This window comes from Nocardioides sp. (assembly GCF_024509035.1).
In the GTDB taxonomy this organism is placed as follows: domain Bacteria; phylum Actinomycetota; class Actinomycetes; order Propionibacteriales; family Nocardioidaceae; genus Nocardioides.
In genome coordinates this window covers 1-13,706 of sequence record NZ_JANINT010000015.1, presented here as the reverse complement: position 1 = coordinate 13,706, position 13,706 = coordinate 1, and the positions used below count along the sequence as shown (strand labels likewise).

The 13,706-nt window shown below is 73.5% G+C and carries 11 protein-coding genes; 7 read left to right on the top strand and 4 right to left on the bottom strand.

Annotated elements, in window-relative coordinates; all coding sequences use genetic code 11:
- The first annotated feature begins 186 nt into the window (after window positions 1–186).
- Complete coding sequence (locus Q0L15_RS01745; protein WP_296601808.1) at window positions 187–1,392, top strand: oxygenase MpaB family protein; 1,206 nt, start codon at window positions 187–189, stop codon at window positions 1,390–1,392.
- Between the two features lie 100 nt (window positions 1,393–1,492).
- Entirely contained in the window at window positions 1,493–3,265 is a 1,773-nt protein-coding gene (locus Q0L15_RS01740) for a biotin carboxylase N-terminal domain-containing protein (protein ID WP_296601806.1), read from the top strand.
- Window positions 3,266–3,319: 54 nt separating this feature from the next.
- Here Q0L15_RS01740 and Q0L15_RS01735 read toward each other — a convergent pair whose 3' ends face one another.
- Window positions 3,320–3,664 carry a metalloregulator ArsR/SmtB family transcription factor gene (locus Q0L15_RS01735; RefSeq protein WP_296601805.1) on the bottom strand — a complete coding sequence of 115 codons (345 nt, stop codon included), beginning with the start codon at window positions 3,662–3,664 and terminating at the stop codon, window positions 3,320–3,322.
- Window positions 3,665–3,753: 89 nt separating this feature from the next.
- Here Q0L15_RS01735 and arsM point away from each other — a divergent pair, with 89 nt between their 5' ends.
- A complete protein-coding gene (gene arsM, locus Q0L15_RS01730) occupies window positions 3,754–4,596 on the top strand; it encodes an arsenite methyltransferase (RefSeq protein WP_296601803.1) in 843 nt (280 codons plus the stop codon).
- Here the strand turns inward: arsM and Q0L15_RS01725 are convergent.
- Window positions 4,568–5,875, bottom strand: coding sequence for a hypothetical protein (locus tag Q0L15_RS01725; RefSeq protein WP_296601802.1), 1,308 nt, complete (start codon window positions 5,873–5,875; stop codon window positions 4,568–4,570). The genes arsM and Q0L15_RS01725 overlap by 29 nt on opposite strands.
- 19 nt (window positions 5,876–5,894) lie before the next feature.
- On the opposite strand from Q0L15_RS01725, the gene Q0L15_RS01720 reads away from it, so the two are divergent.
- The 3 genes from Q0L15_RS01720 (at window position 5,895) to Q0L15_RS01710 (ending at window position 11,347) form a co-directional block, all read left to right on the top strand.
- Window positions 5,895–6,404, top strand: a complete 510-nt coding sequence (locus Q0L15_RS01720; protein ID WP_296601800.1) for a PH domain-containing protein — start codon at window positions 5,895–5,897, stop codon at window positions 6,402–6,404.
- Window positions 6,401–7,891, top strand: coding sequence for a PH domain-containing protein (locus Q0L15_RS01715; RefSeq protein ID WP_296601799.1), 1,491 nt, complete (start codon window positions 6,401–6,403; stop codon window positions 7,889–7,891). The genes Q0L15_RS01720 and Q0L15_RS01715 overlap by 4 nt, the downstream gene beginning before the upstream one ends.
- Window positions 7,892–7,960: 69 nt before the next feature.
- Window positions 7,961–11,347, top strand: a complete 3,387-nt coding sequence (locus tag Q0L15_RS01710) for a pyruvate carboxylase (RefSeq protein WP_296601798.1) — start codon at window positions 7,961–7,963, stop codon at window positions 11,345–11,347.
- Between the two features lie 3 nt (window positions 11,348–11,350).
- Here the strand turns inward: Q0L15_RS01710 and Q0L15_RS01705 are convergent, their stop codons facing one another.
- The gene (locus Q0L15_RS01705) at window positions 11,351–11,881 is read right to left on the bottom strand and encodes a helix-turn-helix domain-containing protein (protein ID WP_296601796.1); all 531 of its coding nucleotides are present in this window, start codon (window positions 11,879–11,881) and stop codon (window positions 11,351–11,353) included.
- A 48-nt stretch (window positions 11,882–11,929) separates the two neighbouring features.
- Here Q0L15_RS01705 and Q0L15_RS01700 point away from each other — a divergent pair, with 48 nt between their 5' ends.
- Window positions 11,930–13,174 carry a benzoate/H(+) symporter BenE family transporter gene (locus Q0L15_RS01700; protein WP_296601794.1) on the top strand — a complete coding sequence of 415 codons (1,245 nt, stop codon included), beginning with the start codon at window positions 11,930–11,932 and terminating at the stop codon, window positions 13,172–13,174.
- On the opposite strand, the gene Q0L15_RS01695 is transcribed toward Q0L15_RS01700, so the two are convergent.
- Window positions 13,100–13,706: TetR/AcrR family transcriptional regulator (locus Q0L15_RS01695; protein ID WP_296601792.1), on the bottom strand; the 607-nt coding region annotated here is incomplete at its 5' end. The genes Q0L15_RS01700 and Q0L15_RS01695 overlap by 75 nt on opposite strands.

The following is a 13,706-nucleotide window of genomic DNA, read 5'->3' as shown; positions in this document are numbered from 1 at the left end:
CGTGGCCGCGACCCGGTTGGTGCTGAGCCCGGCGTACCCCCGCTCGGCGAGCACCCTGGTCGCGGCCTCCAGGAGGCGGTCGACCATCGCCCGCGACCGGTCCTGCCGCGGACTGGTGCGGCCGGTCACCGCACGACCCCAGAACGCGAGTAGAACATGAGCATTTGCTCATCTTATGGTGCCGCCATGACCGACCTCGTCGCGACGCCCACCCGCTTCGGCGCCGACCCGGAGTGGTCGCGACGGATCGCGCGGCCGCTGCGCCTGGTCGCCGGTCGCGACCCCGAGCCCACGGCGGCGGAGCTGGACCGGCTGCGCGCCGGCCTCCGGCGGCGCGACGACCCGGCGCACGACCTCGTGCGCGCGGTCCGCGAGGAGCACAGCGTCACGATGCCGCAGTTCCGCGAGGCGCTCGAGCACGGGATCGACGCGGTCCCGGACGCGCCGGTGGCGCTGCGCCGGTTCTTCGACGTCGTCGAGCGCCGGCCGAGCTGGGTCGACGACGCCCTGCTCGAGCGCGGGGAGCGCGCGATGCAGAAGCTCGGGTGGGACGGCTTCGACCTCCTCACCTGGGGCTCGCTCCTCGGCGGCTACCGCTCGGCGGCCGCCCTCGAGCCCCTGGTGCGCTCGGGCCGGCTGCTGGGCACCAGCGCTGCGCGGCGTACGGCGGAGACGAGCCGGTGGTTCCTCGCCTGCATCGAGGACGGCGGGCTCCGCCGCGGGGCGGAGGGCTGGCGGCTGAGCGTGCACGTGCGGGTGATGCACGCGTTCGTGAACTACCAGCTCGAGCACGACCCGGGCTGGGAATGGGAGTTGCGCGGCACGCCGATCAACCAGTACGACCAGGCCAGCACGCTCGCGGTCTTCAGCACCACCCCCCTGCTGCAGGCCCGGCTCCTCGGCTTCCGCGTGAGCCGCGGGGACTCGCGGGCCGTGATGCACCTGTGGAGCTACATCGGTTGGCTGATGGGCGTCGACGACCACTGGCTGCCCCACACCGAGAAGGTCGGCCGCCGGATCATCTACCACCTGCTCTCCCACGACCCGGGACCCGACGAGAACAGCAGGGTGCTCGCGCGGGCACTGGTCGACAGCCAGGCCGACGTGCCGGGCGGCGGTTGGCGGGGGCGGCTGGCCCGCGAGATGGGACTGAGCTCCGCGACGTTCCTCAACGGCCGGCGCGGCATGCACGAGCTCGGCCTGCCGGCACGGCTCCCGTGGTACCCGGCGCTCCGCATCCCCGCCAACGTGTTCTGGACCCACCTGGTCGGTCGCCTCCCGGGCGGCGACGACCTCGTCGTACGCCGCGGTCGTCGTGGTCGCGACCTGCGGGTGCGGCTGCAGCACGGCGACCTCACGCGCGTCTCGCCCACCGGGGCTCCAGGCGAGTGAGCCGAGCTCGGTGACATCGGCCACAGTGGACGGCGGCGTCATCCGGCCCGCTGGCGGGTAGCCTGCCCCGCGAGACGACGCCGGAGACCCAGGAGTGCCAGTGCCGCAGAGCAAGCCGTTGCGACGAGTCCTCATCGCCAACCGTGGTGAGATCGCGGTCCGCGTGATCCGTGCCTGCAAGGACGCGGGCATCGGCTCCGTGGCCGTGTACGCCGAGCCCGACCGCGACGCCCTGTTCGTGCGGCTCGCCGACGAGGCCTACTCCCTCGGCGGCGCGACCCCCGCTGACTCCTACCTCGACATCGCGAAGATCATCGCGGTCGCCGAGCAGTCGGGAGCCGACTCGGTGCACCCCGGCTACGGGTTCCTCGCCGAGAACGCCGACTTCGCCCAGGCCGTCATCGACGCGGGCCTGACCTGGATCGGTCCGCCGCCGGCGGCGATCGAGGCCCTCGGTGACAAGGCCAAGGCCAAGCACATCGCCGAGCGCGCCCAGGCGCCGCTCGCCCCGGGCACCAAGGACCCGGTCGCCGACGCCGACGAGGTCGTGGAGTTCGCCAAGGCCCACGGCCTCCCGGTCGCGATCAAGGCGGTCTTCGGCGGCGGCGGTCGCGGCCTCAAGGTCGCCCGCACGCTCGAGGAGATCCCGGATGCCTACGAGTCCGCGGTCCGCGAGGCGGTCACGGCGTTCGGCCGCGGCGAGTGCCTGGTGGAGAAGTTCCTCGACAAGCCGCGCCACGTCGAGACCCAGTGCCTGGCCGACCAGCACGGCAACGTGGTGGTGGTCTCCACGCGCGACTGCTCGCTGCAGCGCCGCCACCAGAAGCTGGTCGAGGAGGCGCCCGCGCCGTACCTCACCCAGGAACAGCTGACCGAGCTCTACGAGTCCTCCAAGCGGATCCTCAAGGAGGCGGGCTACTACGGCGCCGGCACGTGCGAGTTCCTCGTCGCGCAGGACGGCTCGATCTCGTTCCTCGAGGTCAACACCCGGCTCCAGGTCGAGCACTGCGTCTCGGAGGAGGTCACGGGCATCGACCTGGTCCGCGAGATGTTCCGCATCGCGGCCGGCGAGGAGCTCGGCTACGGCGACCCGGAGATCCGCGGCCACTCGATCGAGTTCCGCATCAACGCCGAGGACGGCGGACGCAACTTCATGCCCGCCCCCGGCACGCTCTCGGCATGGAGCCCGCCCAGCGGCCCCGGCGTGCGCCTCGATGGCGGCTACGAGAACGGCGAGACCATCCCGGGATCCTTCGACTCCCTCATCGCCAAGCTGATCGTCACCGGTCGCGACCGCACGCAGGCGCTCGAGCGCTCGCGGCGCGCGCTCGACGAGTTCGTCGTCGACGGCATGCCGACCGTCATCCCGTTCCACCGCGCGGTCGTGTCCGACCCGGCGTTCATCGGTGACGGCGAGAAGTTCGACGTCTACACGCAGTGGATCGAGACCGACTTCGACAACCAGATCACGCCGTACGACGGTGACGTGGCCGAGGCCCCGGAGCCCGAGGAGAAGCAGCGGGTCGTGGTCGAGGTCGGCGGCAAGCGCGTCGAGGTGGTCCTGCCCGGCGGTCTCGGCGGCATCGCCGTCGCCGGAGGCGGCTCGGCGAAGAAGCCCACCCGGTCCACCGCCAAGAAGAGCGGCGCTGCCGCCAGCGGCGACGCCGTCACCAGCCCGATGCAGGGCACGATCGTCAAGGTCGTCGTCGAGGAGGGCCAGCAGGTCGCCGAGGGCGACACCGTGGTCGTGATCGAGGCGATGAAGATGGAGCAGCCGCTCAAGGCCCACAAGGCCGGCACCGTCACCGGCCTCGAGGCCGAGGTCGGTCAGACCATCGGCAACGGCGCGGTCATCTGCGAGCTCAAGGACTGACCCCAGCACCGTTGACCCGCCCGAAACTTTCGGGCGGGTCAACGTCATTTCGGGTCAGGTGGCCGGGCGCAGGGCCGAGCTGAGGGCGTCGAGCGCCGACTCGACCACGCGGTAGTAGGCCCAGCGACCGCGCTGCTCACGGGTGACGAGGCCCGCGTCGACCAGCTGCTTCATGTGGTGGGACACGGTGGGCTGGGACAGCCCGACCGGCTCGATGAGGTCGCACACGCACGCCTCCTGGCCGGGGTGCGCGGCGATCATCGACAGCAGCCGCACCCGCGTCGGGTCGCCGAGCGCCTTGAACACGCGCGCCAGGTGCTCGGCCTCGTCGGGCTCGAGCGCACCCTCGGTGAGCGGTGCGCAGCACACGCTCTCGACGATGGGCAGTGAGGTCGCCATGCGTCCAGTCTGACACACGCATTGACAAACTTCGATCTATCGATCATTGTCGATACATCGAAGTCCATCTATGCGAAGGAGACCGTGCCATGTCCCACACCGAGGAGCTGCGCGAGCAGGTCCGCGTCCGCTACGCCCAGGCCGCGACCGCCGTGCAGGCCGGCGCCACCAACGTCGAGGTCAACGACAAGCTGCAGGTCGTCGACGACTGCTGCGGCGGCGACTCCTGCTGCGGCGGCACGACCGGTACGGTCGACGACAGCTTCGGCGCCGGGCTCTACGACGCGGGCCAGCAGGGCGACGTCCCGGCCGAGGCCCTCGCCGCGAGCCTGGGCTGCGGCAACCCGACCGCGGTGGCCGCCCTCCGCGCGGGCGAGCGGGTCCTCGACCTCGGGTCCGGCGGCGGCATCGACGTGCTGCTCTCCGCGCGCCGCGTCGGCGAGACCGGCTTCGCCTACGGCGTGGACATGACCGACGAGATGCTCGAGCTGGCCCGCGCCAACGCGGCCAAGGCCGGCGCGACCAACGTCGAGTTCCTCAAGGGGACCATCGAGGACGTGCCGCTGCCCGACGCGTCGGTCGACGTGGTGATCTCCAACTGCGTGATCAACCTGTCGGTCGACAAGCCGCGGGTGCTCGCGGAGATGTACCGCGTCCTGACCCCCGGCGGGCGCATCGGCATCTCCGACGTCGTCGCCGAGGACCGGCTCTCCCCCGCCGACCGTGCCGAGCGCGGCTCGTACGTCGGGTGCATCGCAGGCGCGCTCTCGCGCACGGAGTACCTCGAGGGGCTCGCGGCCGTGGGCTTCGCCGACGCCGAGGTCGAGTTCACCCACGAGGCCGCCGACGGCATGCACGCCGCGATCGTGCGCGCCACCAAGCCGGCCGGCCTAGCGGTTGCCGCTAGGGCGTCAGCACCTCACAGCTCGTGACCACCTCGGCATTCAGGCAGGTGTCGCGACCCTCCTGACCGTCGACGGTGTCGTCGCCCTCGCCGGCGTCGATCCGGTCGCGCTTGCCGCTGCCGGTCACCTCGTCGTCGCCGCCGAAGGTCTCGGCCTGCAGCGGCCAGTAGTAGCCGCCGGTGAGGACGTCGCGCCCGTCGGTCCCGAGGTAGTGCCACTGCAGGTGGTCGTCGAGCGCGACCTCGTCGAGCCCTGCGATCGTGCCGAGGAGCTGGCCCTCCCGGGTCACGGTCCCCGCGCCCATCGTCACGAGGAGCACCGGGCCGGCGTCCGTCGAACGGTCGCGCGCAGGTCGGGCGAGCAGCGCGGTGTCGTGGCCCTCACCGCCGTCGAGCACGAAGCCGGGCCGGGTGACGGTGGCGAACACGTCGTCGTCACCCAGCCCGCCTCGCACCTCGGCCGCCACCGGGGCGAGGCTGCCGACCCGGTCGTCGCCCGCGCCACCGTCGAGGACGTCGCTGCCGCGCCAGCCGATGATCCGGTCGTCACCGGCTCCGCCCGCCACGACGTCGTCATCGTCCCCGTCGTAGGTGCCCTCGCCGTCGGCATCGAGCTCGTCGTCCCCGTCCCGCCCGTCGAGCCGGTCGTCGCCCCACCCACCCAGCAGGCGGTCGGGCCCGGCGCTGCCCAGCAGCGTGTCGTCGTGCGAGGAGCCCTCGACGACCATGCCGAAGCAGGGCGGTACGCCGCACCGTCGCGCCGGCACCACGACGATCCGGTCGCGACCGACGCCGGTAGCGGTGCCCATCCCGGCCTCGGCACCCAGGTCCACACTCACGCCCACCCGGGCCGAGCCGTAGGTGACGACGCCGTACGGGCCGTCCTGGTCCACGCGGCGCCCGTCGGTGCCCACGTCGAGCAGGTCGTCACCGGCGCCGCCGTCGATGAGGTCCGGCGCACGATAGGTGCCGCCACGATCGGATCGGATCGCGTCGCGCTGCCCGTAGACGCGGTCGTCGCCCGCGCCGCCCTGGATCCGGTCCGCGCCGTCACCGCCGCAGATGACGTCGTCACCGCCGAGTCCCTTCACGATGTCGTCGCCCGCGCGAGCAACGATCACGTCCGGCCCCGACGTCCCGCGCAGCACGTCGTCGCCGGGCGTGCCGACGATCGTCGCCGCACGGCCGTGGCACGTCGGGGGCGCCTGAGCCGCGGCACCGGCGACCGCGGCCGGGAGCGCGATCCCACCGGTCAGGAGCAGCAGGGCAGGAGCACATCGGAGCGGGGTCATGAGGGGTGTACGCACGACCGATAGTTTCGGTTGCATGTCGCTCGAGAGTCAGCCCGCCGCGGCGCCCACCCTGCGCGAGCCGCGCGAACGGGTGAGCCCGCGGGCGCGGCTGATGTGGGGGCTGACGGCGGCGATCGAGGGGCTCGTGCTCCTCGTCGTGCTCGTGATCGCCGGACCGGTCGCCGGCTGGGCGCCGATCCCGTGGTGGGCCCTGGTCCTGGTCACGCTCGTCGCGGCGGGGTACGTCGTGGTCGTGCCGCAGTGGCGCTACCGCGTGCACCGGTGGGAGGTCACCGACACCGCCGTCTACACGCAGACCGGCTGGTGGGCGCGCGAACGGCGGATCGCCCCGATGTCGCGCATCCAGACCGTCGACCACGCCGAGGGCGCTGTCGCCCGGTTGTTCGGACTGGCCACGGTGACCGTCACCACCGCGTCGGCCGCGGGGGCGCTGGAGATCGCCGGCCTCGAGCGCCAGCGCGCGCTCGCACTGGTCGACGAGCTCACGCTGATGGCTGACACCCAGCCGGGCGACGCGACGTGAGCGACGACCCGGTCCGCACCGACGACGGCTGGCAGCGGCTCGACCCGCGGATGCTGCTGGTCTACCCGGTCAAGGAGCTCGCCCGGTTCCTGCCCGTGCTGCTCGGGGTGTTCGTGGCCGGCACCGCCTCCGGTGGCGCCGGCGAGTGGTGGCAGCTGGTGGGCGTCGCGGTGCCGGTCGGCCTGGGGGTCCTGCGCTACGTCACGACCTCCTACCGGATCGCCCAGGGACGCGTCGAGCTGCGGCGCGGCCTGCTCAACCGGCACGTGCTCTCGACGCCGGTCGACCGGGTCCGCACCGTCGACGTGACCGCGCCGCCGGTGCACCGCCTGCTGGGCCTCACCTCGGTGCGCATCGGCACCGGCACCGCGTCCTCGGACGACGACGACCGCCTCGACCTCGACGGCCTGCCCGCCGAGCGCGCCCGGCAGCTGCGCCACGACCTGCTGCTCGTCGGCCCGGCCCACGACGGCCCCGCGGACCAGGTCCCGCCCGCGATCCTCGAGCTCGACCCGGCCTGGGTGCGCTACGCGCCGTTCACGAGCTCCGGGCTGGTGATCGCCGCCGGCGCCGTCGGCCTGCTGAGCCAGGTGGCCAACTCCCTGGGCGGCCTCGACGTCGACACCGAGCGCCTCAGCGACGACGCGGGAGCGTGGTCGCTGTGGCTCGCCGTGCCCGTCGGGGTCCTGGCGCTGCTCGCCCTGGTCGCGCTCTTCTCGATCGGTGGGTACGTCGTCACCAACTGGGGCTTCCGCCTCTCCCACACCGGTCCGACGCCCGGTGGCGCCTGGCACCTGCGCCGCGGGCTGCTGACGACCCGCGAGACCACGCTCGACGACGAGCGGCTGCGAGGCGTGGTCATCGGGGAGCCGATCGGGCTCCGGCTCGCCGGTGGCGCACGAGCGAGCGCGATCGTGACCGGTCTCGACCGCGGGCAGGGCTCCAGCGCCACGCTCGTGCCGCCCGCTCCCCGGGCCGTCGTGGCCGGCGTGGCCGCCGAGGTCGTGCGCACGGACGCGCCGTTCTGCGCGCCACTCACGGGCCACGGCCCGCGGGCCCGCGCCCGCCGCTACACCCGCGCACTGGTGCCGGCGGCAGCGCTCGTCGCGCTCGCGGTGCTGCTCGAGCTGACCGTCGACCTGCCCCTCTGGGTGCCGGTGCTGGCCGCGCTCGCGCTGCCGGTCGCCGGGGCCCTGGCCACCGACCGCGTGGCCGCCCTCGGGCACACCCTCACCGACGGCTTCTTCGTGGTCCGATCGGGCAGCCTCGACCGCCGCCGCGAGGCGCTCGAGCTCGACGGGGTGATCGGCTGGAACCTCCGCTCGACGTGGTTCCAGCGCCGGGCCGGGCTGACCTCGCTGACCGCCACGACCGCCGGGGGACGACAGGCCGTGACGGCGATCGACGTCCCGGAGGTCCGCGCGGTGGGCGTCGCACTCGACGCGAGCCCGGACTGGATCGCGCCCTTCGTGGTGACTGCCGAGTAGCCTCTGCCGCGCTGTCTCGCAGGGTGTGGGCCGGCTCACGACGCTGGCACCGACTTATAGGTTGTGCGCATGTTCTCCAAGGTGCTGGTCGCCAACCGGGGCGAGATCGCGATCCGAGCGTTCCGGGCGGCGTACGAGGTCGGTGCGCGCACGGTCGCGGTGTTCCCCTTCGAGGACCGCTGGTCCGAGCACCGTCTGAAGGCGGACGAGGCCTACGAGATCGGCGAGCGCGGTCACCCGGTGCGCGCCTACCTCGACCCCGAGGCGATCGTCGCCGTGGCGCTGCGCTCGGGCGCCGACGCGGTCTACCCCGGCTACGGCTTCCTCTCGGAGAACCCCGCGCTCGCCGAGGCGTGCGCCAACGCCGGCATCACCTTCATCGGCCCCACGGCCGAGGTCCTCACGCTCACCGGCAACAAGGCACGCGCGATCGCCGCGGCGAAGGCCGCCGGCGTACCGACGTTGGCCAGCGTCGACCCGTCCACCGACGTCGACCACCTCGTCGAGTCCGCCTCCGAGCTGCCCTACCCGCTGTTCGTGAAGGCGGTCGCGGGCGGTGGCGGCCGCGGCATGCGGAGGGTCGATCGCCCCGAGGACCTGCGCGAGGCCGTCGAGACCTGCATGCGCGAGGCCGAGGGCGCGTTCGGCGACCCCACGGTGTTCATCGAGCAGGCCGTCGTCGACCCCCGCCACATCGAGGTGCAGATCCTCGCCGACGGCGAGGGCAACGTGATCCACCTCTTCGAGCGCGACTGCTCGGTGCAGCGGCGCCACCAGAAGGTCATCGAGATCGCGCCCGCGCCCAACCTGGACCCCGAGCTGCGCGACCGCATCTGCGCGGACGCCGTGCGGTTCGCGACGGAGATCGGCTACCGCAACGCCGGGACCGTGGAGTTCCTCCTCGACCCGCAGGGCAACTACGTCTTCATCGAGATGAACCCCCGCATCCAGGTCGAGCACACGGTGACCGAGGAGGTCACCGACGTCGACCTCGTGCAGTCGCAGATGCGCATCGCGTCGGGCGAGACGCTGGCCGACCTCGGCCTCTCCCAGGAGACCGTGACCCTGCGGGGCGCCGCGCTGCAGTGCCGGATCACCACCGAGGACCCGGCCAACAACTTCCGGCCCGACACCGGCGTGATCACGACGTACCGCTCCCCCGGGGGCGGCGGGGTGCGCCTCGACGGCGGCACCGTCTACACCGGCGCCGAGGTCTCCGCCCACTTCGACTCGATGCTCGCGAAGCTGACCTGCCGAGGCCGCACGTTCGACAAGGCGGTCGAGAAGGCCCGCCGCGCCGTCGCGGAGTTCCGCATCCGCGGCGTCTCCACGAACATCCCCTTCCTCCAGGCCGTGCTCGCCGACCCCGACTTCGCGTCCGGGCACGTCACCACCTCGTTCATCGAGACCCACCCGCACCTGATGCGCGCCCGCGGCACGGGCGACCGCGGCAGCAAGCTGCTGAGCTACCTCGCCGACATCACCGTCAACCAGCCGTACGGCGCCGCGCCGGTGAGCATCGACCCGGCGACCAAGCTCCCCGAGGTCAACCTCGAGGTCCCCGCCCCCGACGGCACCCGCCAGCTGCTGCTCGAGGTCGGGCCCGAGGAGTTCGCCCGTCGCCTGCGCGCGCAGGAGCACGTCGCCGTCACCGACACGACGTTCCGCGACGCCCACCAGAGCCTGCTGGCCACCCGCGTCCGCACCCGCGACCTGCTGGCGGTCGCCGGCCACGTCGCGCGGACCACGCCGCAGCTGTGGTCGGTCGAGGCCTGGGGCGGCGCGACGTACGACGTGGCGCTGCGCTTCCTCGCCGAGGACCCGTGGGAGCGGCTGGCCGCGCTGCGCCAGGCGGTGCCGAACATCTGCCTGCAGATGCTCCTGCGCGGTCGTAACACCGTCGGCTACACGCCGTACCCCACCGACGTGACCAACGCGTTCGTCGAGGAGGCCGCGGCCACCGGCATCGACGTGTTCCGCATCTTCGACGCCCTCAACGACGTCGACCAGATGCGTCCGGCGATCGAGGCGGTCCGCGCGACCGGCACGGCGGTCGCCGAGGTCGCCCTGTGCTACACCGGCGACCTGTCCGACCCGGACGAGACGCTCTACACGCTCGACTACTACCTCGAGCTCGCCGACCGGATCGTCGACGCCGGCGCGCACGTGCTGGCGATCAAGGACATGGCCGGGCTGCTCCGGGTGCCGGCCGCACGCACGCTGGTCACCGCGCTGCGCGACCGGTTCGACCTGCCCGTGCACCTGCACACCCACGACACCCCCGGCGGCCAGCTCGCGACGCTGCTCGCGGCGATCGACGCGGGCGTCGACGCCGTCGACGCGGCCACCGCCTCGATGGCGGGCACGACCTCGCAGCCGCCCCTGTCGGCCCTCGTCTCGGCGACCGACCACGGCCCGCGCGAGACCGGGCTGTCCCTGGCCGCCGTGTGCGCGCTCGAGCCGTACTGGGAGGCGACCCGCCGCGTCTACGCGCCGTTCGAGTCCGGGCTGCCGTCGCCCACCGGCCGGGTCTACCGCCACGAGATCCCGGGTGGCCAGCTGTCCAACCTGCGCCAGCAGGCGATCGCGCTCGGTCTCGGCGAGAAGTTCGAGCAGATCGAGGACATGTACGCCGCGGCCAACGACATCCTCGGCAACATCGTGAAGGTGACGCCGTCGTCGAAGGTCGTGGGCGACCTGGCCCTGCACCTGGTGGCCGTCGACGCCGACCCGGTGGAGTTCGCCGAGGACCCGGGCAGGTTCGACATCCCCGACTCCGTGATCGGCTTCCTCAGCGGCGAGCTCGGCGACCCGCCGGGTGGCTGGCCCGAGCCGTTCCGCACCAAGGCGTTGGCCGGTCGGTCCCACAAGCCGCCCGTGGAGGAGCTCACGACCGAGCAGCAGGAGGGCCTCGCGGGCTCGAGCGAGACGCGCCGCCGTACGCTCAACGAGCTGCTGTTCCCCGGCCCGACCAAGGAGTTCACCGAGTCCCGCAACCGGTACGGCGACACCTCGGTGCTGCCGACCCTCGACTACCTCTACGGCCTGCGCCGCGGCGAGGAGCACGAGGTGGAGATCGAGGAGGGCAAGACGCTGATCCTCGGCGTCCAGGCCGTGACCGACCCCGACGAGCGCGGCTTCCGCACGGTGATGACGACGATCAACGGCCAGCTCCGGCCGGTGAGCGTGCGCGACCGCAGCGTCGCGGCCGAGGTCGCGGCGGCGGAGAAGGCCGACACCTCCCAGCCCGGCCACGTCGCGGCGCCGTTCCAGGGCGTCGTGACGATCGTGGTCGAGGAGGGTCAGCAGGTCGCCGCCGGCGACACCGTGGCGACGATCGAAGCCATGAAGATGGAGGCCTCGATCACCGCCCCGGTGGCCGGCACCGTCGAGCGGTTGGCGCTGTCGGGCACCCAGGCTGTCGAGGGCGGCGACCTGGTGCTCGTGCTGGGGTGAGCCTCAGGACCTGCTCGGCGTCACGATCACGTTGATCGCACGCAGGTCGGCGTCGCCGGTGGCCGTGTAGCGGTGGGGCACGTCGGCCGGCCAGACGGCGTGCCCGCCGGTCGGGACGTCGACCACCGTGTCGGCGTACGCGACCCGGCAGCTGCCCGCCATCACCACCAGCTGCTCGACGGCGCCCGCCGCGTGGGCAGGTGACTCCCGCGTGACGCCGGCGGCGACCCGCAGCAGGTAGACCTCCGACGTCGCGGACTCCCCCCGCTCGGTGTGGAGCAGCACGCCCTCGAAGCCCTCGTCGGCGGCGACCGCACCCGCGTGGAAGTCGAGCAGCGCACCGAGGGGTACGCCGAGCGGCCCGGCGACCGCGTAGAGCGTGTCCAGCGTGGGGTTGCGGCGGCCGGACTCCAGCTCGGAGAGGGAGCCCTTGCCGATGCCGGCCGCCGCGGCGAGGGCGGTCAGCGTGAGGCCGCGCTCCTCGCGCAGGGCTCGGACCCGCGCGCCCGCGGCCGCTCCCGGCTCGCTCGCCATGTCCACCTCCGCTACGGTGCGTTCTGTTTACAGAACGGAGTTTCCTCCATGGTGCCAGCAGCGACCGCCCGGCGCGACACCACGCCCGTCCTCGCCGGGATCGTCACGGCCGTCGTCGGGTCCAGCAGCTCGTTCGTCGTGGTGCTCGCGGGCCTCGCCGCGGTGGGCGCGACGCCGGCCGAGGCGGCCTCCGGCCTGCTGTCGGTCTTCGTGACCCAGGCGCTCGGCATGCTGTGGCTCAGCGTGCGGCACCGCCGGCCGATCACGCTCGCCTGGTCGACCCCCGGCGCGGCACTGCTCGTCTCGACCGGCACGGTCGAGGGCGGCTGGCCGGCCGCGGTCGGGGCGTTCGTCGTGACCGCCGGCCTCATCCTGCTCACCGGGCTGATCCCCTGGCTGGGCGAGCTGATCTCGCGCATCCCCGCTTCACTGGCGCGGGCGATGCTCGCGGGAGTCCTGCTGCCGATCTGCCTGGCTCCGGTCACGGGCATGGCGGACTCGCCGTACCTCGTCGGACCGGTCGTGCTGGCCTGGCTGCTCATGCACCCGGTGTCCCGGCGCTGGGCGGTGCCGGTCTCGCTCGCGGTCGCCCTGGTCGTGGTCGTCGCCGACGCCGGGTCGTCGGTGTCGGCGTCCGACCTGCTCCCGACGGTCGCGTGGACCACCCCGACCTGGACGCTGCCTGCCGTGGTGAGCATCGCCGTGCCGCTGTTCATCGTCACGATGGCCTCGCAGAACGTCCCGGGCGTGGCGATCACCGCGAGCTTCGGCTACGAGGTGCCGTGGCGCGAGACGATGGCCGTCACCGGGCTCGGCACCCTGGCCGGGGCGCCGTTCGGCGGGCACGCGATCAACCTCGCGGCCATCACGGCCGCGCTCGCCGCCGGCCCCGCGGCCGGCCCGGACCGGTCCCGGCGGTGGATCGCCTGCGTCAGCGCGGCCTGCACCTACCTGGTGCTCGCGCTCGCCTCCGGCGCGCTGGCCGCCCTGGTCGCCGCGGGGCCGGGCGACGTCATCGAGGCAGCGGCCGGCCTGGCCCTCCTGGGCACCCTGGGCGCCGCCCTCACCGGCGCGCTCGGCGACGAGGACGGCCGCGAGGCGGCGGTGGTCTGCTTCCTCGTCGCGGCGTCCGGCATCACGATCCTCGGCATCGGCGCCGCGTTCTGGGCGCTGCTGGCCGGGCTGGTCCTGCGGCCCGTGCTCGCCGCCGACCGTGGCTCACGCCTGCGCCAGCTGCGCCGTCCGCGCGGCGACCAGCCGGACCGCGTCGGCGGCCGCATCGGCGACCGCTGAGGCGGTGGTGAGCCGACGCGTCGAGAGCGCGACGTCGTGCAGCCGGGCGTAGCCGTGGGCGATGGCGAACACCTGCTCCAGGAGCACGATCGCCTCCTCGGCGCCGGCGGCCACCTCCCGCGCAGCAGGGAGGACGCCGTCCATCACCCGCCGCCCGGCGTCGGCGAGCTCGGCGTCCCCCAGCGCACGCAGCTCCGGGAGGAAGATCAGGTCCAGCCCGGCGCCGCGCTCCAGGTAGAAGGCCGTGTACGCCGCCGCCGCGGCGGCCAGCAGCTCGACCGGGTCCTCGCCGGCACGTGCCGCCGCCGACAGTCGGAGGTCGAGCGCGCGCGCTGTCTCGATCGCGGTCGCCAGCAGGAGCGCCTGCCGACTCGCGAAGTGGCGGTACGGCGCCGCCGCGGTGACGCCCGCCCGCCGGGCCGCGTCAGCCATCGAGACCGACTCCACGCCCCCCTCGGCCACCGCCGCGAGGGCGGCCTGCACCAGCGCTTCGCGCAGGTGTCCGTGGTGATAGGCGGCCTTGGGGCTCATG

What these genes read in the sequence shown, in the direction of transcription:
- Q0L15_RS01745 (WP_296601808.1), top strand. Translation starts at nt 187, where the DNA reads ATGACCGACCTCGTCGCGACGCCCACCCGCTTCGGCGCCGACCCGGAG.
- Q0L15_RS01735 (WP_296601805.1), bottom strand. Translation starts at nt 3,664, where the DNA reads ATGGCGACCTCACTGCCCATCGTCGAGAGCGTGTGCTGCGCACCGCTC.
- arsM (WP_296601803.1), top strand. Translation starts at nt 3,754, where the DNA reads ATGTCCCACACCGAGGAGCTGCGCGAGCAGGTCCGCGTCCGCTACGCC.
- Q0L15_RS01720 (WP_296601800.1), top strand. Translation starts at nt 5,895, where the DNA reads ATGTCGCTCGAGAGTCAGCCCGCCGCGGCGCCCACCCTGCGCGAGCCG.
- Q0L15_RS01710 (WP_296601798.1), top strand. Translation starts at nt 7,961, where the DNA reads ATGTTCTCCAAGGTGCTGGTCGCCAACCGGGGCGAGATCGCGATCCGA.
- Q0L15_RS01705 (WP_296601796.1), bottom strand. Translation starts at nt 11,881, where the DNA reads ATGGCGAGCGAGCCGGGAGCGGCCGCGGGCGCGCGGGTCCGAGCCCTG.
- Q0L15_RS01700 (WP_296601794.1), top strand. Translation starts at nt 11,930, where the DNA reads ATGGTGCCAGCAGCGACCGCCCGGCGCGACACCACGCCCGTCCTCGCC.